The sequence below is a fragment of the Pseudoalteromonas sp. Angola-7 genome (assembly GCF_028599255.1).
Taxonomy (GTDB): Bacteria; Pseudomonadota; Gammaproteobacteria; order Enterobacterales; family Alteromonadaceae; genus Pseudoalteromonas; species Pseudoalteromonas atlantica.
The window spans coordinates 375,401-399,002 of the sequence record NZ_JAQREL010000003.1 but is presented as its reverse complement, the minus strand read 5'-3'; the positions used below and the strand labels follow the sequence as shown (position 1 = coordinate 399,002).

20 protein-coding genes and 1 other RNA gene are annotated in these 23,602 nt (G+C 37.5%); 8 read left to right on the top strand and 13 right to left on the bottom strand.

Annotated elements, in window-relative coordinates:
- Positions 1-34: 34 nt before the first annotated feature.
- The 4 genes from rsmI to PSH50_RS06640 all read left to right on the top strand — a co-directional run bounded on the left by rsmI (position 35) and on the right by PSH50_RS06640 (position 4,125).
- Positions 35-892, top strand: a complete 858-nt coding sequence (gene rsmI / locus PSH50_RS06655) for a 16S rRNA (cytidine(1402)-2'-O)-methyltransferase (RefSeq protein ID WP_273609424.1) — start codon at positions 35-37, stop codon at positions 890-892.
- A gap of 42 nt (positions 893-934) precedes the next feature.
- Positions 935-1,300, top strand: an RNA gene (gene rnpB / locus PSH50_RS06650) — RNase P RNA component class A.
- Between the two features lie 127 nt (positions 1,301-1,427).
- Positions 1,428-3,329 (top strand): DUF3258 domain-containing protein, encoded by a 1,902-nt coding sequence (locus PSH50_RS06645; RefSeq protein WP_273609423.1) that lies wholly within the window; start codon positions 1,428-1,430, stop codon positions 3,327-3,329.
- Between the two features lie 100 nt (positions 3,330-3,429).
- The gene (locus PSH50_RS06640; RefSeq protein ID WP_273609422.1) at positions 3,430-4,125 is read left to right on the top strand and encodes a sce7726 family protein; all 696 of its coding nucleotides are present in this window, start codon (positions 3,430-3,432) and stop codon (positions 4,123-4,125) included.
- An 8-nt stretch (positions 4,126-4,133) separates the two neighbouring features.
- Here the strand turns inward: PSH50_RS06640 and PSH50_RS06635 are convergent, their stop codons facing one another.
- From PSH50_RS06635 to PSH50_RS06615, 5 genes are all read right to left on the bottom strand, one after another.
- On the bottom strand, positions 4,134-5,261 hold the full coding sequence (locus tag PSH50_RS06635) for a protein beta (protein ID WP_273609421.1): 1,128 nt from the start codon (positions 5,259-5,261) through the stop codon (positions 4,134-4,136).
- 5 nt (positions 5,262-5,266) lie between these two features.
- Entirely contained in the window at positions 5,267-5,764 is a 498-nt protein-coding gene (locus PSH50_RS06630; protein WP_273609420.1) for an ImmA/IrrE family metallo-endopeptidase, read from the bottom strand.
- Positions 5,765-5,780: 16 nt separating this feature from the next.
- Positions 5,781-6,533 carry a hypothetical protein gene (locus PSH50_RS06625; RefSeq protein ID WP_273609419.1) on the bottom strand — a complete coding sequence of 251 codons (753 nt, stop codon included), beginning with the start codon at positions 6,531-6,533 and terminating at the stop codon, positions 5,781-5,783.
- A 202-nt stretch (positions 6,534-6,735) separates the two neighbouring features.
- Positions 6,736-7,398, bottom strand: a complete 663-nt coding sequence (locus tag PSH50_RS06620; RefSeq protein WP_273609418.1) for an HNH endonuclease — start codon at positions 7,396-7,398, stop codon at positions 6,736-6,738.
- A complete protein-coding gene (locus tag PSH50_RS06615; protein WP_273609417.1) occupies positions 7,398-8,642 on the bottom strand; it encodes an AAA family ATPase in 1,245 nt (414 codons plus the stop codon). Before PSH50_RS06615 ends, PSH50_RS06620 begins: the two co-directional genes overlap by 1 nt.
- A gap of 224 nt (positions 8,643-8,866) precedes the next feature.
- Between PSH50_RS06615 and PSH50_RS06610 the strand changes: the two genes are divergently transcribed.
- Both PSH50_RS06610 and PSH50_RS06605 read left to right on the top strand, forming a co-directional pair.
- Positions 8,867-9,766 carry a site-specific integrase gene (locus tag PSH50_RS06610; RefSeq protein WP_273609416.1) on the top strand — a complete coding sequence of 300 codons (900 nt, stop codon included), beginning with the start codon at positions 8,867-8,869 and terminating at the stop codon, positions 9,764-9,766.
- Positions 9,767-9,773: 7 nt separating this feature from the next.
- Positions 9,774-11,768, top strand: coding sequence for an AAA family ATPase (locus PSH50_RS06605; RefSeq protein WP_273609415.1), 1,995 nt, complete (start codon positions 9,774-9,776; stop codon positions 11,766-11,768).
- Positions 11,769-11,848: 80 nt separating this feature from the next.
- Here PSH50_RS06605 and PSH50_RS06600 read toward each other — a convergent pair whose 3' ends face one another.
- On the bottom strand, positions 11,849-12,397 hold the full coding sequence (locus PSH50_RS06600; RefSeq protein ID WP_273609414.1) for a hypothetical protein: 549 nt from the start codon (positions 12,395-12,397) through the stop codon (positions 11,849-11,851).
- Between the two features lie 271 nt (positions 12,398-12,668).
- On the opposite strand from PSH50_RS06600, the gene PSH50_RS06595 reads away from it, so the two are divergent.
- The gene (locus tag PSH50_RS06595; protein ID WP_273609413.1) at positions 12,669-13,853 is read left to right on the top strand and encodes a hypothetical protein; all 1,185 of its coding nucleotides are present in this window, start codon (positions 12,669-12,671) and stop codon (positions 13,851-13,853) included.
- A gap of 201 nt (positions 13,854-14,054) precedes the next feature.
- Here the strand turns inward: PSH50_RS06595 and PSH50_RS06590 are convergent, their stop codons facing one another.
- The 6 genes from PSH50_RS06590 to PSH50_RS06565 all read right to left on the bottom strand — a co-directional run bounded on the left by PSH50_RS06590 (position 14,055) and on the right by PSH50_RS06565 (position 21,620).
- Positions 14,055-15,467 (bottom strand): sigma-54 dependent transcriptional regulator, encoded by a 1,413-nt coding sequence (locus PSH50_RS06590; RefSeq protein ID WP_273609412.1) that lies wholly within the window; start codon positions 15,465-15,467, stop codon positions 14,055-14,057.
- Positions 15,464-16,315, bottom strand: coding sequence for a sensor histidine kinase (locus PSH50_RS06585; RefSeq protein ID WP_273609411.1), 852 nt, complete (start codon positions 16,313-16,315; stop codon positions 15,464-15,466). Before PSH50_RS06585 ends, PSH50_RS06590 begins: the two co-directional genes overlap by 4 nt.
- Positions 16,288-17,169 carry a transporter substrate-binding domain-containing protein gene (locus PSH50_RS06580; RefSeq protein WP_273609410.1) on the bottom strand — a complete coding sequence of 294 codons (882 nt, stop codon included), beginning with the start codon at positions 17,167-17,169 and terminating at the stop codon, positions 16,288-16,290. Before PSH50_RS06580 ends, PSH50_RS06585 begins: the two co-directional genes overlap by 28 nt.
- A gap of 492 nt (positions 17,170-17,661) precedes the next feature.
- Positions 17,662-18,723, bottom strand: a complete 1,062-nt coding sequence (locus tag PSH50_RS06575) for a putative porin (protein ID WP_121637960.1) — start codon at positions 18,721-18,723, stop codon at positions 17,662-17,664.
- Between the two features lie 33 nt (positions 18,724-18,756).
- On the bottom strand, positions 18,757-20,028 hold the full coding sequence (locus PSH50_RS06570) for a dicarboxylate/amino acid:cation symporter (protein WP_273609409.1): 1,272 nt from the start codon (positions 20,026-20,028) through the stop codon (positions 18,757-18,759).
- Between the two features lie 521 nt (positions 20,029-20,549).
- Positions 20,550-21,620, bottom strand: coding sequence for a mechanosensitive ion channel family protein (locus PSH50_RS06565; protein ID WP_054982666.1), 1,071 nt, complete (start codon positions 21,618-21,620; stop codon positions 20,550-20,552).
- Between the two features lie 131 nt (positions 21,621-21,751).
- Between PSH50_RS06565 and PSH50_RS06560 the strand changes: the two genes are divergently transcribed.
- Positions 21,752-22,714, top strand: coding sequence for a YihY/virulence factor BrkB family protein (locus PSH50_RS06560; RefSeq protein ID WP_004589124.1), 963 nt, complete (start codon positions 21,752-21,754; stop codon positions 22,712-22,714).
- Here the strand turns inward: PSH50_RS06560 and PSH50_RS06555 are convergent.
- The gene (locus PSH50_RS06555; RefSeq protein WP_004589125.1) at positions 22,711-23,601 is read right to left on the bottom strand and encodes a LysR family transcriptional regulator; all 891 of its coding nucleotides are present in this window, start codon (positions 23,599-23,601) and stop codon (positions 22,711-22,713) included. The two genes, PSH50_RS06560 and PSH50_RS06555, sit on opposite strands and share 4 nt — an antisense overlap.
- Position 23,602 lies beyond the last annotated feature (1 nt).

Here is a 23,602-nt window from a genome sequence, read left to right as displayed (position 1 = left end):
TTGCTTATATTACTGACTGACGCAGGAGACCTCAATGTTAAATGAGGAGAATTCACAGAAAATTGGCACTCTTTACATTGTTGCCACCCCAATTGGCAATTTTGACGACTTAAGCCAGCGTGCCATCGCGACATTATCGCAAGTTGACTTAATCGCTGCTGAAGACACGCGCCACACCGGTAAACTACTAAGCCACTTTGGTATAAAGGCAAAAACCTTTGCATTACATGACCATAACGAAAAACAAAAAGCGCAGCAGATTATTGATTGGCTAAACGAAGGCAAAAATATCGCGCTAGTTTCAGATGCCGGCACGCCGCTGATAAGCGACCCAGGTTATGCCGTAGTAAACCTGTGCCGCGAGCAAGGCGCGCATGTAACACCCGTGCCCGGTGCGTGTGCTGCTATTACTGCAGTGTGTTGCTCAGGCCTGCCAACAGATCGCTTTCAGTTTATTGGCTTTACACCGGCTAAAAGTAAAGCCCGCCAAGATTTTTTCATAGAAGCTGTAAACTCAAGCATTACCAGCATAATGTACGAAAGCACCCACCGTATTATGGCAAGCCTAGATGATTTAGAAGCAGCCTTAGGTAGTGAGCAACAAGTGGTATTTGCAAAAGAGCTTACCAAAACCTTTGAAACCTTTTTTAATGGTAGCGTAAGTGAGTTAAAGCAGTTTTTAACTGATGACCCAACCAAGCAACGCGGCGAAATAGTGCTAATGTTGCCAGGTAAACCCAAGCAAGTAGGTGATATACCGCCAGAGGCGCGTAAAATGCTGGCGCTACTTGAAAGCGAAATGCCGATGAAAAAAGCCTGTGGTATTGTTGCTGAATACTTTGGAATGAAGAAAAACGCCCTGTATAAAACAATTATTGACGAAAAAGAGTAAATCTTTACTGCGTACAAGGCACAGCTCATGTATACTGCGCGCCGAGTTAGCCAAGATAATCGCTGCCTGTGACGAAAATGATCAGGGGGAGGAAAGTCCGGGCTCCACAGGGCAGAGTGCCAGCTAACGGCTGGGGGGCGTGAGCCCACGACAAGTGCAGCAGAGAGGAGACCGCCAACCCTCGGGTTGGTAAGGGTGAAAGGGTGCGGTAAGAGCGCACCGGGCCGCTAGTAATAGTTGGTTGCAAGGTAAACTCCACTCGGAGCAAGACCAAATAGGGTTCCTTATGGCGTGGCCCACGTTGGAACCGGGTAGGTTGCTTGAGCCATAGAGCGATTTATGGCCTAGACGAATGATTATCACTTTCTTCGGAAAGGACAGAACCCGGCTTATAGGCTGACTCAAACTCAAGCGTAAGCATCTGATTTATTAGGTGCTTACGCTTGAACCACTAATCTCATGGCACAAAATTTCAAAAGTGTGCCAAATAGTGTGCCAAATAAACTCAATACGTTACTTACACATAGGTAACTTAATGAGACATATCAAACTCCCCGAACACCTCATACTACGAAAAGAACGTTACTATTTTCGTTATGTTTTCCCTCGTAAATTTATCGGCTCCGATATACGCATTTCACTTAAAACCAAACACCTTCATCATGCTTTAAACTTTCTTGAATTGATCAAACCCGAACTAGATAAACTAAAAATACTTGCGAGTGATCGACACAATATAGATACTGAAACTTTAATCACTCAAGCAAAACGTATCTTAATTCATATGAAGCAAAAACTTACCCATGAGCTAAGCAAAAAAATAATAGCAAAAGAAGAACAACGTTATGCTTCTACAGCACATTCTATAAATGGCATTAAAGCGAAGCCGCTAAATAATCACTCACCTAGACATTTAAGAACCGCAGCAAACATTATGCTTTCTATTGCAGATGGTGAAACAGGTGAATTATTGGTTGAAGCTTTACAAAACAATGATTATGAAGTGCTCAATATTTATGTTCTGGCCAGCAAGTACATGGCACTTAAAAATAGTGGTTTGAGCAATGCCGACATTGTAGCTAATAAACAAATCGAAAAAAGTGTTCGTCAACTTGCACGCCAATTAGATACGTTTTTACTCGCTGGTATGTTTAATAATTCTGAAGTTGAAACAGATGAAGACTTGTTTGATGACTCAGATGAAGATGACAACTTTTACGCTGATAACATTGATGCAATAGATACTCTCAACAAACACGATGTAGAGTTTGAACATAGCTCATTAGAGTATTCAGCATTTAAAAGTATGCTAGAAACCTCAAGAAATTTACAGGCTAAATACTTGGCCTCTTGCTTAACTAAAGATTCAGAGCAAAAACATTTATTAGATTCAATGTTTAATAAAAGCTCACACACCATAGCTGAAAGTCAGCCAAGAGAAGAAAAACAACAAACTCAAGGCCCATTATTTTCAGAAGTGTATGCCGAGTTTTTAGACTTTAAAGTAAAGGCAGGTTTAAGCGATAGGCTTGTAAAAGAATATGCTCGCCACTACGAAGCATGGTGTTTACTGAGTGAAGATAAAGCAATTGAAAGTTACAAAGCGAGTGATATAGGTCGTTTTATTGACCGTTGTTATCAGCTACCTAAAAAGAATCGCGCACCATACAGTAAAATGAGCCTACAAGAGTGCCTAGACTTTGATGTGCCAGAAGATGACTTAGTGACACCTAAAACAGTTCAAGGCTATTACAAGTGGTTACAGGGGATTTTCTCGTATGCTAAAAGAGATACTGTTGAATATATTCAGCATTCACCATGTACTATAAAACGAGACTTTAAACAGCGTATACGTGGTGTTTTTAATAGCGAAGAACTTACTAAGTTTGAAGTATTCGCAATGCAAACAAAGCATGCGTGGCAAAAGTGGTCACTTTTATTAGCCATGTACACAGGCGCAAGGCGCACAGAAATTTATCAGTTAAGAAAACCAGATATCCGTGTTGAAGATGGTATTAACTACATATTAGTAACTGATGAACACGAATCACAACGCCTTAAAACAAGTAACGCAAAACGTAAAATTCCTATTCATAAACGCTTAATTGAGTTTGGCTTTTTAGAGTATGTAGAGCAAGCGCAAGAACGTATTCTATATGAAATAACATCAGCAGAGAGTATCACTAGTTGGTTCGGTCGTTTGGTTGTAGAACTTGAAATACCTAGTGTGAATGAATTAGATGAACTACGTAGTTATCACAGCTTTAGACATACGTTCATAAGTAACATAAGAAATAACCACGCGTTTGATCTCTCACTGATTCAGCAAATAGTTGGTCATGAACTTTCAAAAGGTGGGATTACAGACAAATATACGCATGGTGGAGCTAGTTTAACTAGACTAGACGATGTAGTTAATGCATTTTTTCTAAGCTAAAATACATTAAATTAGATTAGACTAATCTATTTCGGTGTATGATTATTAGCATGGCTGTATGCTATAATTTGATAGACAAAAGTAGGTGAAAGCGGTTGAAATGAAATTTGAAATTGATATTAAAGCACTTTTAATTAACCATCTTATAGAGAAAAAGGTTATTAAAGAAGGTAGCTTAATAATTAATGAGTTCACTTATGGTGGGTTTTCTAGGAGAGTGGACTTAGCATTAGTTAATAATAACGAAATACTTGGTATTGAGGTTAAAAGTGAATTTGACACTCTTAATCGTTTGGATGGGCAAGTTAGTGACTACTTAAAAGTATTCGATAAAGTAATTGTAGTTGTTGCTACAAAACATTTGGAAAAAGCAAAGAAACAGTTGCCTGATAGAGTTGGAATCTGGGAAATCACTGATTCAGGTATTAAAGTAATAAATAGAGGTAAAAAATTAAAAATTAAAGAAAAGTCCACCTTTATAGACTTAATGAGAGTTGTAGACTTAGCAAAAACCTCTAGGTTATTTGAATTAGAATGTGACGTTAGAAGCAGGAATGAGCTAGTTAAAGCTGTTTCGAAGTTATCAGTTACAAAATTAAGGGAGGCCGCGCTAAGAGGTTTGTTTAATCGTTACTCAGATGGTGTAAATCTATTCTTAAATAGCGTAAAAGGTAGAGATGTAAAAAATACCGATTTACTAGCTTTATCACAAAATAAAAAAGTAAAAGCGGATAAAGAACTACCAGATATTATTGCAGACCTAAATAATAAATTACTCAATTTCTGTGTAGGATAATGAGTAGGTTAGTCCACCCAGTCCTCTTCCGTTGATAGGTCAATAGCTCTATCGGAGTAATGTAACTGCTGGTAAAGATGGATGTTTATGCGAACGGCTGTTGCTCTATTAGGTGAGGTGATACAATATTCATCTCTTAGGGCTACTGTTTTTTCAATCATTTGAACTCCCCATAATCGAAGGTCAGCTACCCAATAGTCACTATTAGTAATTTCCTTCGCAGCCTCTTGATACAAAAAGTGTTTCTCTTTCTTACAAGCATCCAGATCCTTCATATCTGTGAATTCTTTTCTAACATATCGCCAATCATTTTTTAGAGGATAATCAATTCTTGGTGGCGGTAAACCACCTCCACCGCCAGCTTTATTTGCTCTAGCACTTCCCCTATCTGAATATATAATTCTGACATCTTGGCATAACTTACAGACCTCTGTATGGAGTTGTCTTTCATAGATAGGTAACTCACCTCTATAAGACCCACTAAAACTAAAAGGGAAAGATGAAGCTGAAGTTGAAAATATAGCATTGGGAATAAATTTACTTAACTTGGATACTAATAATCCATACTGAGCACTTTGCAAAACATCACTTCGTTTTATATCTTCTAAATCTATAATTATTAGCAATTTTTCTACTTTGTTAATCACTAAAGCTTTGACGATATTATTTATTTTATCAGGGCTATCTTTTTTTATAATGAACCTAACAGCTAAGCCCCTTTGAAGAGAAGATAGTTTCTTGATTTGTAAGTCAACCTCTGAGATGTCATGAGTTTGTAGTACTGGGATTACTTTATTTAGACCTTCAATATAATCAACCCAGTTCTGGTAGCCATTCGTTGGGTCCAGTAATCTGTCTACCTCTTTAAATACTTTTCTTTGTGATTCAGGAGCTGCTTGATATTTTTTATTTTCAAAAACAAAGTCGCCATCTATATCAGCAATCCAAGGTCGTTCACCTAATGAAGACATAATTCTTGATATCGTTTTATCTAGAGTATGGGAACCTAACCATCCTTTAATCGGAAAGATAGGTAATATCAGGTCTTTATCTTTTTCAGGAAGCTTTTCTAACGCACTCATTTCAGCAGTGCTTATTGCTAATATAGGTAAGTAGTTGTAGGTTTCGTTGATCATAGCTTTCACGCAACACCCAGTTTTATTTTAAGGGCCGTTTTCGATACACCTAAGCTTTCAGCTACAATCTCATATAGCTTTTCATTTTTATAATCTTGGGAGTGATTGCTCAAAAGATTTTGTACTATATGATCTGGCATTAAAATATCAGCTGCTAGCGAATCTGCTTCTCGTTCTATTGTACTTGATAAATGAGAGCGGTATAGAGGCGTATCTTGAATTCCATCTTTAAGTAAGTGGCGGTGTAATAGGTAATGAGCAATTTCATGAGCTATAGTGTATCGCTGCCTAGCTTTTACATCATGACTGTTAACACGTATGGTGACTATACCATCAGTTTCTTTAATCTCACCGGCTAAATTTCCTTCCAAAGTAGCTTTTTTTACTACAATGCCAAATGATTGCGCTACTTTACCAATAGCTACAGGAGTATTTAATTGGAAACTTTGTATAGTAGAACGTTGTGCCGCTGTTAGTCTATTCCATTCCGCTGAACTAGCCATTTTTGTATTCCTTTAATTATTGATGTTGTTCGTTATTAGATCTTTCGCTTTCAAATTCATCGATATCCAATTCATTTTTATCTAATTCATCAAAAAGGGCTGCTGTCCTAGTGCTCGAATCACTTTCATTTCTCAGTATCATATCAACGGCATCCTGAAGCGGTTCTCTTAATTTCCCATTATTAATTAGCTTCTCAAGCTCACTCTTTACTACGCTATTGAGTGTCTCTTCCATTGTTTTTTCTGCAACTACTTTTGCTTCTGCTGCTGCACTATTCTTGGTTAGCTCTTTAATTTCTCGAAACCCCCAAAAGGCTAGGCCCGCTATTGCTAAACCGACAACAGTAAGTAAAACAGCTACGCAAGTTATGGCAATTGCAGCCCAATCTGCATAAGAAAAAAAATCATCCCTTTCATATATAGTATTTATAGAAGATTCAACGGATTCCATCTTAGTTTCTAAGTTTATACTTCTCTGTTTAGGCTCAGTTTTTAAGTTATGTACTTTTTCAATAGTGATGAGTGCTTCATTAATTGATTCAACTTTAGACTCTAGGGATTGATAATTATTAAGATTTTCTAAAACTAAACTAATTGTATTTTTTTGCTCCTCTAACGCTACACGTATATCATTCAGCTCACTCTGTGAAACGGTAACTTTATCTTTATCATTAGATTCAGCTGCTTGGATATGCCCTGTAATTAGTAAGGCCACAAGGTATAAAATAGTAAAATTAAAAGTTTTTATATTAGTAAAGAGAAGCTTCAATTTTAATCTCATATTATATTTATATAGTTATGTTACAGTAATCATAAGTGTCTGACTTGTCTACTGTATATATTAATTTGAACTATTATCGTACAGGTTAAAAAGCTATAAAAGAAGCTATTTCTTAGTCTGAATCAAGTTTGTTTGTTATTTATAGTTAGAGTAACTAACGTTAATACATATTAACGTTAGTTGGTTAGCTCTAGTTACAAATAAAATCTTCTAGGAGTGGTTTTAGTTCTTCATCCTCTAGTACACACCAGCTTATAAATGCAGTATAAGGGGATGATGCTTTGAGAAGTAATTTCATTTTATCCAAAGCTTCTTGTTTCTTTTCATCTAGTGTTAACTCATCAAAGTAAGTTATCTGAAGATCTCTAAACTTGTTAAATTGGTAAAATACGTTTTTTCTCAAATATGAAGATGTAACTTCTTTGTTGATTGTATGCGTACTATTAAATACTTTTTGAATTAGCTTCGTAGTAGTAAGAGTCTTTTCGTCAGTTTTTTGTGCGGATATGTTTAATTCTTTTGCATATGGAGTATGTGGAGGGAGATGTTTAATCGCTCTAATAACATCAACCTTATCATCGCAGCAATCTATAAGGTCGTTAAATTTAGCCAGTTTTATATTATTACACCGACCACAGGCTAAATATAAATTTTCCCAATCATACTTTATATCTTCATTACCACGATGGGCTATAAAGTGTTCTATATTAATGTTAAGCGGCTCTTTTGTTTCACAGATATAGCACTTTTTATGAAAAATTTTATTTAGTGCTGTAAATACGTCTTTTTCAGAGTAACTATTTCTTTTTGCTAGTGACTCAGGGGCATCTATATTTCTTTTAACATTAAACATTATGATAGCCTAATTTTATTCTTTTGAAGAGCAAGTTTGGCTGTTTTAATGAAATATTCAGACTCTGGATCCATACCTTCAATATCATTAGGAAGGGTTTTTAGTACACTCTCAAGTGCCTTGATATTGATAGGCCTCTGTTCAAGAAGCGAACTAATGTTCTCTACGATTGATTGCAGGTGTTTCGATATAGGTAGTACGCCAAATAGCGCCTCAAGAACTGAGTCGTAAGAGTAAAGAGATAAGTTTTCTACTTGTTGTTGCTTAGATAAATCATAAATAACGACATCTTCAATAGACGAAACAACAAATGGCGAATGTGTTGAAACAATAAATTGGATTTGTGGAAATGATTTAGTTAAAAACTTTAAAATCTTTTTTTGTAGCGAAACATGCAAATGAGCATCAATTTCATCTATTATAATTATTCCACTTAAATCTTCAGGGTTGATTGAGCTAAGAGATATTTTTGTAAATAATTCTGCATACACAGACATTATTGAAGAATAGCCCGATGAAAGCGTTTGAAAGGTAAATGGTTCCTTATCTTTTTGATGAATTTTAAAAGAAAAAGACTCTGAATTAAATTTAACTTCTAAGCTATTATCTTCGAAAAGCTCTTTAAGATCACTTTCGAGCTTAAAAAACCACATAGAAATACGCTCGGCTTCAGTAGGATCGTTACTAATTTTTTTTGACTCTGAAAATGCTTGTTTAGCAATATTGCTTACTAAAAACTCTTCAAATAAGCTAGATGTATTATGTTTTCCTTTATTGCCATTTTTATCCTTAGCCCTCAACGCTTCAATACTTGATACTGATATTGGCTTTATTATTTTAGACTCCCTCATTGCATCAAACATTAGCAGAACAGAACTTTTATTTTTGTATTTCTCTATGAATTCAGCTGTATTGTTTAATTCTAAAATGGGGTTTCTCGCATCTTCTAATAAAGCTAAGTGTTCATTTAAGACGTAAGTAGTACGATCATAGTGTGCATCTGTTGGAGATTTGCTACTAATGTCTAAGCGTAAAGCTGTGACTATTCTTTCTAACTCTGCCACTGTTTTGTTTTGTTTATCGATTAACTTTTCATTGAGCTTAGTTTGTAATAGTTTGAGTAATGCTGTTTTACCACATCCATTACCTCCAGTAAGGATAATCGTTTTTCCTTGTGCATCAATTTCTATGTGCTTATTGGTGTAAGGTATCTTTGTTTTGATTTTTGTAACGTAAGCAGTCATTAAAGTTAATTCCTTTAAGCAATTTTAATTACTATACAGCTTATATTTTTATGATTCATCAAATCTGATAAATATAGATTCATAATCGCCTAAATTTAAGCAAATAGATTTATTTGTTGCTTAAGGGGCGAAAGTAACTTTATATAAACTGTCAAAAACAACACTGGTTTTAAGTAGTTAGTCATGTATACCGATTATATGTTTACATATAAAAGGTATCTATTATGTCTAGTTACACACCTACAGAGTGCTACTTAAATAACTTAGCGCCTACAGGGCGAAAATCTGTTATTTCACTGATAAAAAGTGTTAAAAACACTTTATTATTGAATGGTAAGCTAGCCGCATTACCATTGCACAGGTTAAGTTTTGAGCAGCTTTCTACACTTAAACAAAGCTTAGTACTCAATAATAAGTCAGCTAGAACTATCCAACTCACCTTTCAAGTAATTAAAGCCATAGCTAAAACTGCTTTTTTAATGAATTTAATTGAGCAGCACGAACTGGAAAAGTTTAATGTGCTTAAACTCCCTCATATAGAACCAAGCTTAAAAGGTAAGTCACTTACAGCCACACAGCTAAAAAGCATGTTAAAACAGCCCTACACACCACCTTCAATTATTAACACACGTGATATTGCATTATTGGCTTTAATGGCAGGTGCGGGATTAAGAAGATCTGAAGTTTCGGCCTTAAAGTTTAGTGACTTTTCAATGGCTGATCAGCTAGTTGTTATCCATAAGGGAAAAGGAAACCGTACTAGAACTCAGTATTTACCAGTGTGGGTATTAGAGTATTTAAGCTCATGGCTAACGGTACGTGGTAATAACGAGGGGCCACTATTTTGTGTGGTTTTAAATGGTAGAGCTATTCAAGCTCGTGGTATTTCACCTGAAACTATATATAGCGTTGTAACGGCCAGAACGAGTCATGTTTTAGGGGAAAAGTTTACACCTCATGATATGAGACGGACCTATATCTCATCGCTCTTGGCTAATGGTGTGGATATTTCGACTGTGAGTAAGTTGGCAGGGCATAAAAGCATTATTACCACACAGCTATACGATAAACGTGGCGTAGATAGTTTAAAACGCGCTGTTAATACTTTATCGGTGAATGGGTGAGGTGATTATGAATAAGTTGCTAATTAGCCAATTTACTAGCCATTATGGTATCAAGTTAATAGAGTCAGGCTTGTTTGATGATGATACATTTGAGCAATATAGCCCTAGGGAAGTACAGCAGCTATCTTGTTCAAAAAGATCAAATTTACCTATTGATTTGGATGATTTATACGAATCGTTTGTTGAGATAACCAAAGACTTTGACCAAAAGTTACTTTCAAAAAACAGCCGTTACTTTAGCAAAAGTATTGGCTTGCCAAGCAATGCTAACTCCCTTATTGAGTTTATTGTTGTTGGTACTCTCAAACCAACCATTTTTAAGTTTATAGAGCAGTTTATTACTAAATCTGCGTATTCATATTCTGATGCATTCAGTGTGTTATTAGGGCTTGGAGATATTGAGCTGGAAGAGTGTTTAGAAGCACTTGAATCGATTGGATTATACAAAAACCGTATTTTTGATTATGAGCTACCATTACTGCCTAAATCACTTGCCCATTATTTATTTACTAGCTCCCAATACAAGACTAAAGATGCATTAGGGTTATTTTTAAAAAATGAAGAGCCAGCTAGTTACAAGTTAAGCTCTTTTGGCCATAGGGATACGTTACACCTAAAAAGCCTATTAAATGGTTGGAAGGGATCAAATAATAAAGGCTTAAATATATTGATGTATGGGGCTATAGGTACAGGTAAGTCTGAATTAGCTAAGTCTTTATGTAGTAATGCTGACTTAGTTTTAATGAAGGTTAAATCTAGCTCTGAAGTTGATGCACAAGTTGAAAGACAGTTAGGCACAAAGTCTTCAACCAGCTACCGCATTCATAACTTATCTATGGCACGTAGGTTAATGGGGGAACGCCGTGATGGAGTGTTACTTATAGATGAATGCGAAGATATATTCGATGTAAACATGTTTGGCTCCAGTGAACCAAAAGAGCTTTTGCATAGCTTAATTGAAGAACCTAATGGTGCAGCCATATGGATAACGAACCATATTGAAGAAATCCCTGAAAGTTGTGTACGGCGTTTTGATTTTGTACTTGAAATGCCCCAACTAACCAAAGAAAAGCGTTTAGAACATGCCTTAGGGTACTTTAATGAGCTAAAAGTAAGTCAAAGCTTTATTGAAAAGGTGGTTTCGAATAAACACCTAAGCTTGGCGAATATAAGTAAAGCCAGCCATGGGGCTAGTTTATGTGGTTATGAGAGCGTAGCTGCACAAGAATTTATAGATTCATATGTTGAAGGGGTAATGGCTGCATCGGGTGTTGATTTAAACCAAATGCATTACAAACCTGAGCTTAAGTTTGACCATACCAATATTAACTTAAAGGGCTCATTTTCTAACCTTAATGATATAACCAACGCGCTGAATAACCATCATGGTGCGAGAACCTTATTATTTGGCCCTGCGGGTACTGGTAAAACAGCATTTGTTAACCATGTATGCCATGAAGCTGGTTTTGAGCTAATTAGTGTTCAGGCTTCAGATATTTTAAGTAAATGGGTGGGGGAGAGTGAGCAAAATATAAAGAACTTATTCATACGGGCTACAGAAGAAGGTGCGGCTATATTTATTGATGAAGCCGACAGCTTATTTTCAAGCCGTGAGGGCGCCACAAATAGCTGGGAGGTTCAATCCGTAAACCAACTATTGTGTAACCTTGAAATGTTTGAACTTCCTTTCTTTGCCGCCACCAATTTTAAAAAGCGTTTAGATAAAGCTTTATTGCGACGTTGTGACTTCAAGCTTGAACTAGATTACTTAACACCTGAACAAGTATCACGAATGATATTAAAGTTAACAGGCAAAAAAACCTTGGCTAAAAGTGAAACCGCTAAGTTGGTTGGATTAGATCGTATTACTCCTGGTGATTTTAGTGTGACAGCACGAAAAATGCGTTTTTTGAATAAAGCGCCGACATCAAGTGAAGTATTAGAGTTCTTGTTTGAAGAGCAGAAATTGAAAGGCGATTGTAAACGGCGCATAGGTTTTTAATTAAGTCGAGGTTGTAACAGATTATGTGTTCTAGCTCGTAGCTGCAACAATTGTTTAATTGCTATAGAGAGAGGCTGTAACTATTTTTTTGTAAGCGGTCTTACAATTGATATTTTAGATTTACCAATGTCCCTTTCAGATAATGTTATTGGTTCTATATGTTCAACCTTTTCTAGCTCTGCAATTAACTGCTCAAAAAGGTGATCGTGATCTTTGTATTCATCTATATTACTTTCTATATTTAGTATTTTCTTCAATTTAGAATAAATACCTTTGTTTATAGATATTGTTATTCTTTTATTATTGAACTTTAACTTTCTTATTCTAGCTAGGTAATTGTCCCAAATTGTTTTATCTAGAATTCTTAAAAGTGGTTTAACCCGATTGAAAATGGTTTTTAATCCTGTGAGTTTTTCTTCTAGCTCATTTTCTAATGATTCATTCGGGCTTTCTAATGATGTTAATTCCTCAATTAAATTTTTTATATTATTTATTTTTGATTTTGAATACTTTGATATTATTTCTCTTGTTTTTATTATTTCAATTTCCAACTCTGGCTTAATTTCCTTATTGTATAATTCATTATGTGAAATGTACCACTCCCAAATTTTAATGCTCTTTCTATTCATTATTAAACTCCATATGTCTTAGTATACTATTTCGTTCCAGAACTTTTTTGTGTTCATTTTCGTTTCGGAACGAATGGGGTTGAGTTTAGTTCTGGAACGGTTTTTGTGTTCATTTTCGTTTCGGAACGAATGAAGTTAAGTTTAGTTCTGGAACGGTTTTTGTCAAATGTCTTTTAGTTACGACTATTTGCAAAGGTGACGAAGCAGTGCCTGTAATCTTAATAATTTAAATCTGTAAAAAGTAAGTCCACATTAAAGATTAGGACTAAACATGAAAAATACAGATGAATTGTTCAATTATAACATCAGGTTAGTTGGACATGATAGATTAGATGAAGATTCAATTAGTTTATCGTTAGTAGATACTGTTATTGAGCATAGTAATAAAATATATACCTATTCTATAGGTGGAAGTGAAGTTAAAGAGTTCTCAATAGATCAGTTCATTTCGAGATACGGTTATGATTATCGAGAAATTGACTGTGTTTTTTGGAGCTTAGATACCTACAAATACTTGAAAAAAGAAAATTCATTTAAGCATCCAAAGATACATAATGTTATAAAAACTAAAGCTGAAAACAAAAATAAAGTAAAAAGTTTCTGTGGCGTTGAGTCTTCAAGTCACCTTGATTTTTTTGCTATAACTTTAAATGTAAAAAAAAGGCATGTTAAAAAATTAATTAGAGAGCTTTCAAATGAAGATTTAATAGAGAGATGCTCTAAGAAAAAACGGAAGTGTCGGTATTATAATCGAAAAGCTTTTAACGAAAGTGAACACTTTTATATTGATTACTCTCCAAAGGGGAAGGCGCGTAATTATTTGAAGGTAAGATGGAACCCTGCATTTACAAGTGAGAAATATCTTAGATATTTTTTCTCTAGACTGAAATCATTAGTTGGTAAAAGTTATAGTGAGATAGTTAATGAGTCCTTAATTTCTAGAGTTGATTTTGCATTAGATTTTAAAGGTGATTCAGTTAAAGATACTATATTAAATATAAGTGGCTCTTCTAAGTTAAATAACTATTTTAACAGTGAGTCAGTCATGGAAACAAAGATAGTTGGTGCAAGTGAGTTTAGATTGCAAGTATACAATAAGTCTTTACAACAAGGGTCTAATTGTCCTGATTCACTTAACAGAATTGAAGTCCAATTAAAAAGACCTAAGATAGACGAGTTAAGAGTTCAACTAAAAAACATTTGTAGTATTTTTGAAAAATCAAATAAAGTAAGAATGTATAGTAATACCGATAATAAATACTTTAGCCATGATGAAATGAATGATCTAAAATATTTAGGCGTGGTCGGATTAAGATCTTCTCTTAATAATTCTAATGAGAAGAAGAGGCTATCTCGAAATCTTGCTAAGATTGAAGTAACAGGTTTTGGTGATAACTTAATGGGCGGATCATTAGCAGAGTTACAAAAGCTCAAAAGGCTTTTATTAAAACCTTAATACGTAATTGGAATTGCGCCAAATAGTGTGCCAAAATCTACTTTTACGTTTGCCATAATTAATATAACGTATTGATTTTTATATTTATATTTAAGTCTCCCTGTTCACTTATAGGCTAACTCACTCATTCAACAAAAAAGCCCGCAGTTAACGCTGCGGGCTTTTTTGTGCCTAAAATTTGATGAAGTACTTAGTTGTTTTTTAAGGCTCAGGCTGTCCTTTTTTAAGTCGCTTACTGAGTGCTGGCTGCGATATACCGAGTAGTTGCGCTGCCATTGATTGATTTGAGTTGCTACGTTTCATAGCTTCTGCTACCAGTAATTCTGCGGCTTGTTTTAAAGTGGGTAGCGTTGATATTGACTCAAATAAGGGCTTTGCAAGCTGGGCTTGCATATCTAATTTGGGCACGGCGCTGCGTACGCTTTCAAACGCTTTCATAGACAGTGCGCCGCTTTGGTGGGTGCTCATTGCATCAAAGGCCATGGCGCGCAGCTCTCTTATATTGCCCGGGAAAGCGTAGTTTTCGAGTAAAATTAATAATTCTTTTGGAATACTTGCCACCGGTTTATTAAATTCTTGTGCGGCAAGCGTTAAAAAGTGCTCGAGTAATAAGGCTATATCTTGCTTGCGCTCTCTAAGCGGCGGAATATTTACATGATGAATTTTTAAACGGTAGTATAAGTCGTTTCTAAATTCGCCATTTTCTTTTTTAGTGAGTAAATTTTGGTGGGTGGCTGCAATAATGCGCGCGTTGATGCGCTTTGGGGTATCGCTGCCTACTGGGTAATATTCGCCTTCTTGCAAAAGCCTTAATAACTTTACTTGCGAGGCCAGGTTTAAATCGCCAATTTCATCAAGAAATAGTATACCGCCTGATGCGCGTTCTATCATGCCTTTGCGGGCTTGCTCAGCGCCTGTAAAAGCGCCTTTTTTATGGCCAAATAAGGTATCCGAAAATAAGTTATCGTCAAGGCCGGCTACGTTTACACACACAAGCTCGCCACTGCAGCTACTGGTTTCGTGAATGGCTCTGGCTATAAGCTCCTTTCCTACGCCACTTTCTCCGGTAATTAGAATAGGTTGTTGGCTATTTGATATAGACTCAATGTAATTAAACACCGAATGCATTTGATGATCCACACTAATAATTTTAGAAAACGCAGGATGCAGGCTTGTTTGGTTTTCTAGCAGATAGCCGCGCATGGCTTGGTTTTCTAGGTTTAGCTCTTGAAAACGCACCACCTGTATTATGCTATTGCTTAGGCGTTCGGGATCTTCTGTTTTTACATGATAACCATAAGCACCTAATTTTATACATTTTACAGCGGCTTCTACTTGGTTAATGCCGCTGATGATCACCACCGAAATATGCGGAAAAAGCTCTGTAATTTGCGCTATAAGCTCATCGCCACTGATATGTGGCATGTTTAAATCAAGCAATACAACGCGAACATTCCCTTGGTTTAGTTTGGCAATTACATCGCGGCTATCATTACATTGTACAATGTTGTTAATGCCGCAGTAGCGCTCTATTGCAAACGATATGCTTCGTAAAAAGCTGTTGTCGTCATCACAAATGAGGACCTCAAAACTAGGATATAAATTAGTATTCATAGTTCACTCTCGTGTTGTAATAAGGGTAGTGATAGCTTTACTTTTGTGCCTTTACCGAGGGTTGATTTAAAGGTGAGTTGGCCTTGGTGATCTGCCACGATCCCCGCTGATACAGAAAGCCCTAAGCCGGTGCCGCCAGATTGTCGTTTGGTGGTATAAAACGGGTCGGTGAGCTTAATTAAGTGCTGTTGATCAATGCCTACGCCTTGATCTTCAATGCTCAGCACAACCTGATTGTGTTTAGTATGGAAATAGCTGGTGATAATAATTTTTTGCGATTTGTCTTCAAGCGCTTGGCAGGCATTTAAAATTAAATTTACGATTACCTGCTCGATGCGGCTGCCGCTGCCTTTAAACGCAGGCAGTGAGTTGGCTAAGTTAACCTCTAAGTGGTTTGTCGAGTTTTTAATTTGATTTGTGACTAAGCGAATAGAGCGGTTTGTTAGTAGGTTTAAATCTAGCTGCTCAGTTTTCTCATGCGATGCTTCACCTTTTACGGCAAAGCTTTTTAAATCCTCTACTATGCCCTTTACCTTGTTACTGGCGATGTGCATATCGTCTAAAATTTCTGGCAGCATATGTTTAAAGCGCTGATAGCTTACACCGGCAACAAGAAAGTCGCCTTGGCGTGCTTGATGCTCATCAAGTATGTCTGTTGCATCTTCAAAGGCTTCTTTTATAAACGGAAAATTTAACGTTAAAATGCTACAAGGGTTATTTATTTCGTGAGCTACTCCCGAAACCAGTACCCCTAGTGAGGCCATTTTATCTGCATGAAGTAGCTGTAACTGCTGCGCTTGTAGCTCTTTGGTGCGGCTTTCTACTTTTTTCGCAGGGCTTTGTTCCAAATTATCACCACAGTGCTAATTAGTAGCAGCACCACTACACATATACCCGCTATTACGCCAGCTTTTGACCAAGGTGATACGTTTAACGGGCCAAACCATTTGTCGTAAATTTCTTGCTGTCGGCCGGTGTTTTTTAAAATAGCTAAGCCTTGAGTAAATTGCGATAACAGCGCTTCATCTGCGGTTTTAGTGGCATAGCCATAAAGCCGGTTTCTTTCTAGGCTAGAAATAGCAGTGATGTTTGATAGCCCCAATTTTTTACTTAAATATAAGCCGGGTAAGTTTGAAACCACTGCAAAGTCATAGCGGCCAGAGGCAAGCAAGCGCAGGGCATCGGCATGGGTTTCAACCGGTATAAGGGTAATGTTTAAGCCTGAGTGGTTAAGCATATCAAATGCCGAGCCATTGCTTTGTACAATAACGCGGTAGTTTTCAAGCTCGCTGTAGTGCGCTATTTTAGGGCTATTGTCGCGCGCAAATATAGAGTGGTTAACAAACGTGTGCGGGCTAAAGTTATACAGATCGGTGCGCTCGGGTGTGGCGGCCATGCCTTGTAAAATATCCACATTTCCACGGTCAAACTCGGCTCTTATTTCGGCCCAGGGCATTAGCTTTATTTTTATATTAAGCCCCATTACAGCGGCTATTTCTTGGCTAAGTTCTACGTTGTAACCTGTAAGTTCACCATCTTCGTTAATAAACTCATAAGGGGGGTAGTTAAAATCTCCGCCCACTATAATTTGTTTAGGCTGCGATAAATTAGCTTGAGCAATGCAGTTTAGGCTATTAATACCCAGTAGGCTTAGTAGCGCTATTTTTAATACATAAAACCAAGCGTTTTGTTTAATAAACAAGTGAGTAAACCTCTGCATTTTTTAGTTGTGGTAGTGCGTTAGTAAATTGTCTAAACAGTACAAATAAAATGGCGTTTATGTTCCTTTTACAGCCGCAAAAAGGTTGTTTTTAGTTGGCAGCAGGGGACTATAGTCTGTATTTTAATTTTATATAAATTAGGTACTAACGAATTTATCATGGTTTTAAGTCTTATCTATTTATACTTTAAACTAAATAAGAATAAATTAATTGTTAATTAAGGTTTTTTGTAAGGCAGTTATGTCTTTTTAAGGCTGTTTAATAAAATAAAAGCGATTTAATATCGGCTATTAAATCGCTTTTATTGGTTGGGCCTATTTAGAGAATGTTGACCTGTGTAGATTAAAGTTTTTCAAGCTAGGGAAGTTTAAGCAAGGCGCTGGCTTTTAAGCGAGTAGGCTTAATAATCGCTTTTGCTAAATACTAAACTCACTACTGTAAATTTAATCACGATTGGTCAACATGCCTTAGTACTAAAACTTCATGTTTAGGTTTACTTGAATGCGATCGCGGCCATTGTTGTTAGTGGGTATATCGTTATTAATATTATCTACGCTAAACCATCTTAAATCGGCATTTAGGTTCTCTGCAATTTTGTAATCTAGCTGTACGCGTGTGCCTTTAATATTGGTATAAGAACCCGGAGTATTAGTTTGCGTAAACGCGCCGTTCATAGGTAATGCATAGGCTTCGGTGCGTAGCACGTAAAAACGCAGGCCAAACTGTTTATTAATTTGATAACGAGCATGTACAGTAAACGCTGTATTTTCGCTGTCGGCTTCACTTGTGTAGTAATCGGCTGCAAAGCGCACTGCGCCATAACGTACATCAAGGTTGTAGGTCATTACGTTGCCTGCTTGGTCATCATCTAGACCCGACTCAGCACTGGCATAGGCCGTATCTGAGGCGCTGACAAAAATTCCGCCAATACCGGCTTTAACGTTAATGTTATTAAAACTTGTAGCATATACACCTTGTAGCTGTTGCCAGCTAGCATCGCGCTTGCCTTCGCCATTATCGACGTTTTCTTCAAGAATAATATGCCCCGCATTAACGCTAAACGTATTGTTACTCCAGTTAGCTTGTACACCTTCTAGCGCTATATCGTCACGAAAAAGCAGCTCTGATGAATGCATATAAACGGGTGCCGCTTTACCAATATATACTTGGGTGTTACTAAGCCCTGTGTACTTCATAAAGGCGCGGTCTAAACCAAAGTCATCGTTATCGCTGGTATCGGTGATACCAAAGGTTTGATGGGTTGAATCGTGTTGGCTTGAGGTTGTTCTAAAGCGCATTTGCGCTGACCAGTTATCGGTAGCTGCGTATTTAATACCAAATCGGGCACGTAAACGGGCGCGGCTTGTTGAGTCAATTGTATCGCCTTCGGTGCGCTCAAAGCGCATACGCATATCGCCAAATAGCTTAACGGCTTCAAGGCCATTTAAACCTTCAATTGTAATATCTGCGTGGGCAGGCTTAGCTAAGGCAATAACACCTAATGCAACGGGTAAATAGATAAGTTTACTAGTCATGGTTTGTTCTCTATAAAATTACTAAATCGAGGGTTATTGCTTAGCGGGTTGAGCCGCTGTGTTGTCTTGGTTGTAAAGGGTTTCGTCAAGCTCGCCTTCGCTTTTACCAATTAATAAAGTAACCATTAAGTCGCCAGTTACATTTATGGTAGTGCGCGCCATATCTAAAATTCGGTCAATACCGGCAACTATTGCAATGCCTTCAAGTGGTAAGCCAACGGTGGTCAGTACTAGTGAAAGCATAATAAGGCCTGCACCGGGTACACCAGCAGTGCCTACAGAGGCTAAAGTAGCTGTAGCTATAATGGTTAAGTAATCTGTTGTGGTGAGGTCAATACCAAAGGCTTGGGCAACAAACAGTGCTAATACGCCTTGGTATAAAGCGGTGCCATCCATGTTAATAGTGGCGCCTACAGGCAGTACAAAGCTTGATACAGTACGCGATACACCTAAGTTTTGGGTGGCGCATTTAATGCTGGCAGGTAAAGTACCTGAGCTACTTGTGGTGGTAAAAGCAATTATTTGCGCTTCGATAATACCTTTATAAAAACGTTGTGGATTAAGCTTGCCTAGTAAGCCTACAAAGCCGCCACCTAACACTAAAACGTGAATAATACAGCCTAGGTATACTAAGCCAATTACTTTTATAAGTGGCAGTAAAACATCCAGTCCGTATTTGCCAGATACCCAAGCCATTAATGCAAATACACCGTATGGTGCTAGCTTCATTACAAGCTCAGTTAATTTGTACATTGCATCGGCTAGGCTTTCAAACATTTTGCTAGCGGGTTCGCCTTTTTCACCAATTAGGTTTAAAGCAATGCCTAAGCTCAACGCAAACACAATAATTTGTAAAATATTACCAGAGGCTAATGAGCCCACTGGGTTTTTTGGTACTAAACCTACAATGGTGTCTACTAAGGTAGGGCTTGGTTTAGCATCAGCCACTGTGGTTGCAACCATATTTAAGCCTGCGCCAGGTTCAAACAACAGCCCAAGACCCAAACCAATCGAAATAGCTACTGCGGTGGTGGCTAAATAAAATACGATTGACTTAACACCAATACGCCCCATTTTAGTGGTGTCTTTCATTGAGGTAACACCAACAATTAATGAGCAAAATATAAGCGGTACAATTAACATTTTTATGGCGCTAATAAATAGCTGGCCAATTGGTTTTATATATTCAGCATTATTGCCTAACAGCATGCCGGCAATAATACCCGCTATCATACCTATGAGTATTTTTAGCCAGAGCGCCATTTTTTTAGGCTCGTTGTTATTAATACTTGTTGTACTGGTCATAGTGTTATTCCAATTATTTATAATATTTAGTGGGAGCTATTTAACTTTTGCTTAGGGCGTTAACGCGCATATTGCACCGGCACGTGCACAGGCCACACAAGGGGCTTGCAATTTTATGGACAAGCTTTCGTTAGCCTTTTTAGATAGGGGTTGTTTGTACACGTGCATAATTAAGCTCTAAAGTTGTTAGATTATTGTTATTGCATTAATAATGCCAAGCACGGTTTTGTTAATAACGTATTGAATGTTATTGATTTTATTGTTTTTGGTTGGCGGTTTGTTAATATAACTTTTTGAATAATTATTAATAATGAAAGGCGGGTTAAAGGCGGCTTAAATGATGATTTATAAATAACTCATTTAAAATCAATTGGTTGATAGGTGTATAACTTTTATTATTGGTATAACAAAAGTTATATTTAATGCATTAATTAATCATATTTTTTGATTTTTTAGGGTTTAAAACATTATTAAGCTGTATATTGGCTGTATGTGGTTTTATTTTTTCTTATACGTTTAGCTTAGATAATATTTTTACCCTGTTCAGGATCCCGTGATTTTTCAGCTTGATCACGAATTTCGTCGGTATCACTACTTACATCATCAACCGTTTCATTTTGCTGCTGCAGCTGCTTAGAGCTTTGCTGAGTAGTTAAAGGTTGCTCAGCTTTGTTGGTGGGCTTTTGTGTATCACTCTCATCAGGTGCACTGAGTAAAATACGCTCGCGGGCATCATCTGGCATACTGATGTTTTGCGCTGTAAATTCGGTTACTAGCTCACGCATTAACTGCGAGGCCACTTTTAGCGGACTATGTTGCTCGCTGTTAACCCAAAAAAACAGATTAAAGTTAATTGTTGAGCTGCCTAAATTATTGATCAGCACTTGTGCTGGTGGCTCAGTAATCACACCCGTTTGCTTGTTTGCAATTTCAAGGGCGAGTGTTTGGCAGTAACGAATATCGTTATCGTAACCTATGCCAATCACCACCTTGGCACGCATTTTTGGATTTGCAGTTAGGTTTTTAATGGTATTTTTATAAACCGTGGCGTTAGGTATTTGTATATGGTTGCCATCGTAATCAACTAAGGTGGTTGCGCGAGCGGTGACCTTTTTAACCACACCTAAGCGGCCATCGACTTCTATTACATCGTCTATTTTAAATGGCCGTTGAACGCTCAACAGCAAGCTAGCAATAAAGTTCTCTGCTATGTCTCTAAAGGCAAAGCCCAATATTAAGCCTATTAATCCGGTTCCGCTCATAATAGCAATAGCAAATTCGGTAAGTCCTGCTAAACGTAAAAATAAATACACGCCCAGCAATAAAATTAAAATGCTAATCCCGCGTTTGGCCACTAAGTGCACAAGTTTACTGTCGGTCATATAAATGAGCGGTTTTACTAACAGCTTAGACAAAGGACTGGCGACAAAGTAGCTAATAGTTAAAAGTATAAAACCTAATAAAAGAGTGGGTAATATTTGCGCTGTTGCGTGAAGTAATTGCAAACTTTGGGCGTATAAATACTGCCAACTGAGCACGCTTTCTGGGGTGTTTAAGGCATTCACAGCCGTGGTGTTCACTGCAATTAGCATAGTTATATGGCTGTTCATGGCGTATTACCTTGGTATTTTAAATAATCTAGCAAGCAGCAAGTTTAATACCAATGCCAAAAGCACAGCTTGGCAAACTTTTTGCTCGATAATAGGCTAAAAAGGAGCAAACAATGAGCAAACCTAAACGGGGACAACATGCCGAGCAGCCAGTGCACATTCCGGTTATTGGTTGGTGGGACATAGCCAAACGTATTTTTAAGCAAATGAGCCAAGATAACTTATCGCTGGTTGCAGCGGGCGTTGCGTTTTATGCCTTACTTGCTATTTTTCCTGCTATTGCTGCAATGGTTTCTGTGTATGCGTACTTTTCATCGCCCACCGATATTAGTGAACACCTGAGTAAAATAGTTACCTTATTACCGCAAAGCACGAGCGATTTAATTTTATCTCAGGTCTCGAGCTTGGCTCAAACCTCTAACGCCAGTTTAAGCTTAAGTGCAATTGGTACACTTATTCTTACTATTTGGAGTAGCTCTAAAGGCAGCCAAGCGCTCATTACTGCCTGTAACATTAGTTATCATGAATACGAAAAGCGCTCATTTTTTCATGCTCAGTTAGTACGTTTTTTATTTTCGGTAGGGGCTATTTTAGTGGCTATTTTTGCTTTGCTAATTATAGGTATTTTACCCATAGTACTTAATTTAGTGGGCTTAAAAGAAAGTATAGACTTACTAATAAAGTTAATATCGTGGCCATTACTCGCCTTTATGTTTAATTTTGCATTGGTGCTTTTATATCGCTATGCACCACACAGAAAACCCGCTAAATGGCGCTGGATCACACTTGGCTCGTGTATTGCGACTGTATTATGGATTTTAGCCTCAATTGGTTTTTCGTTTTATGTGTCTCACTTTGCAAGCTACAACGAAACGTATGGTTCGTTAGGCGGGGTAGTGATTATGCTAATGTGGCTCTATATAAGTGCCTATATTATTACGCTTGGGGCGGTAATAAATGCGGCAACCGAACAACAAACAGCGAAAGATAGTACCAAAGGCCCCGCTAAAGAACGCGGTAAACGCGGCGCCTACGTTGCTGATCACCTTGATGTAGATGAGCCGACAAACTCTTAGCCCGGCTCATTATTGCACAAGCTTATGAGATGCTGAGTAAATGCTTGGCCAACGGGGCCTAAACGGTCATTGTCGGTGCACATTAAATAAAGCTTTAAGGAGCGGGTTGTACCTTGCTCTAAATTAAGGGGCTTAAGTGTGTTGTTTTTAAGATAAGGTTTAATTTGTGCACTAGGCAGCCATGCATAACCAAAGTTTTGGCTAACCATATCAATAGAGTTACGTAAGTGACTTACTGTCCAGCGCATATCTGCCCCAAGCCAGCCGTCGTCGTGGCTGGTGTGGGTGGCCGAATCGCGAACAACTATTTGCCTGTGTAATTTAAGCTCTCTGTAGGTCAGTGGTTCAGTGCGCTGGTGTAAGGGGTGATCAGGGTGCGCAACGGCAATAAATTCTATATCGCACAAGCTATGGCAATTAATGCCATAAAGCGCAATAGAGGTAATTGCTAAGTCGACCACTGCATTGGTAAGTAATTCGTTTGCGCCGTTAAGTACGCTTTCTATCAGTTCTATTTTTACCAGCGGGTATTGCTCATTAATATGGCTTAGCGCTTGGTACAATAAATGCTGCGGAAACACTTCATCTACCGCTATTTTTAATGTGCTTTCAATACCTTCGCTTAATGTATTAGCAACAGATTCTATTTTGCTGGCTTCATCTATTAAAAATTCGGCGCGGCGCAATATAAGCTTACCGTTTTCGGTTAAATACGCTTTACGGCCTTTTACTTCAAGCAATTTTACTTGCAGTGCCGACTCTAACTTTTGCACTGCATGGTGCACGGTTGATTGGCTTTTAAATACCGCGCTGCTAGCACCGGCAAACCCACCATGCTCTACAACAGCTTTAAACATTCTCCATTGCTCGAGTGTTGCCTTTGCCATT

Excerpts from the sequence above, each read along its gene's own strand:
- PSH50_RS06600 (WP_273609414.1), bottom strand. The coding sequence starts at position 12,397 with ATGAATAGAAAGAGCATTAAAATTTGGGAGTGGTACATTTCACATAAT.
- PSH50_RS06645 (WP_273609423.1), top strand. The coding sequence starts at position 1,428 with ATGAGACATATCAAACTCCCCGAACACCTCATACTACGAAAAGAACGT.
- PSH50_RS06575 (WP_121637960.1), bottom strand. The coding sequence starts at position 18,723 with ATGACTAGTAAACTTATCTATTTACCCGTTGCATTAGGTGTTATTGCC.
- PSH50_RS06630 (WP_273609420.1), bottom strand. The coding sequence starts at position 5,764 with ATGGCTAGTTCAGCGGAATGGAATAGACTAACAGCGGCACAACGTTCT.
- PSH50_RS06605 (WP_273609415.1), top strand. The coding sequence starts at position 9,774 with ATGAATAAGTTGCTAATTAGCCAATTTACTAGCCATTATGGTATCAAG.
- rsmI (WP_273609424.1), top strand. The coding sequence starts at position 35 with ATGTTAAATGAGGAGAATTCACAGAAAATTGGCACTCTTTACATTGTT.
- PSH50_RS06610 (WP_273609416.1), top strand. The coding sequence starts at position 8,867 with ATGTCTAGTTACACACCTACAGAGTGCTACTTAAATAACTTAGCGCCT.
- PSH50_RS06640 (WP_273609422.1), top strand. The coding sequence starts at position 3,430 with ATGAAATTTGAAATTGATATTAAAGCACTTTTAATTAACCATCTTATA.
- PSH50_RS06555 (WP_004589125.1), bottom strand. The coding sequence starts at position 23,601 with ATGGCAAAGGCAACACTCGAGCAATGGAGAATGTTTAAAGCTGTTGTA.
- PSH50_RS06595 (WP_273609413.1), top strand. The coding sequence starts at position 12,669 with ATGAAAAATACAGATGAATTGTTCAATTATAACATCAGGTTAGTTGGA.
- PSH50_RS06635 (WP_273609421.1), bottom strand. The coding sequence starts at position 5,261 with ATGATCAACGAAACCTACAACTACTTACCTATATTAGCAATAAGCACT.
- PSH50_RS06620 (WP_273609418.1), bottom strand. The coding sequence starts at position 7,398 with ATGTTTAATGTTAAAAGAAATATAGATGCCCCTGAGTCACTAGCAAAA.
- PSH50_RS06615 (WP_273609417.1), bottom strand. The coding sequence starts at position 8,642 with ATGACTGCTTACGTTACAAAAATCAAAACAAAGATACCTTACACCAAT.
- PSH50_RS06590 (WP_273609412.1), bottom strand. The coding sequence starts at position 15,467 with ATGAATACTAATTTATATCCTAGTTTTGAGGTCCTCATTTGTGATGAC.
- PSH50_RS06560 (WP_004589124.1), top strand. The coding sequence starts at position 21,752 with ATGAGCAAACCTAAACGGGGACAACATGCCGAGCAGCCAGTGCACATT.
- PSH50_RS06570 (WP_273609409.1), bottom strand. The coding sequence starts at position 20,028 with ATGACCAGTACAACAAGTATTAATAACAACGAGCCTAAAAAAATGGCG.
- PSH50_RS06565 (WP_054982666.1), bottom strand. The coding sequence starts at position 21,620 with ATGCTAATTGCAGTGAACACCACGGCTGTGAATGCCTTAAACACCCCA.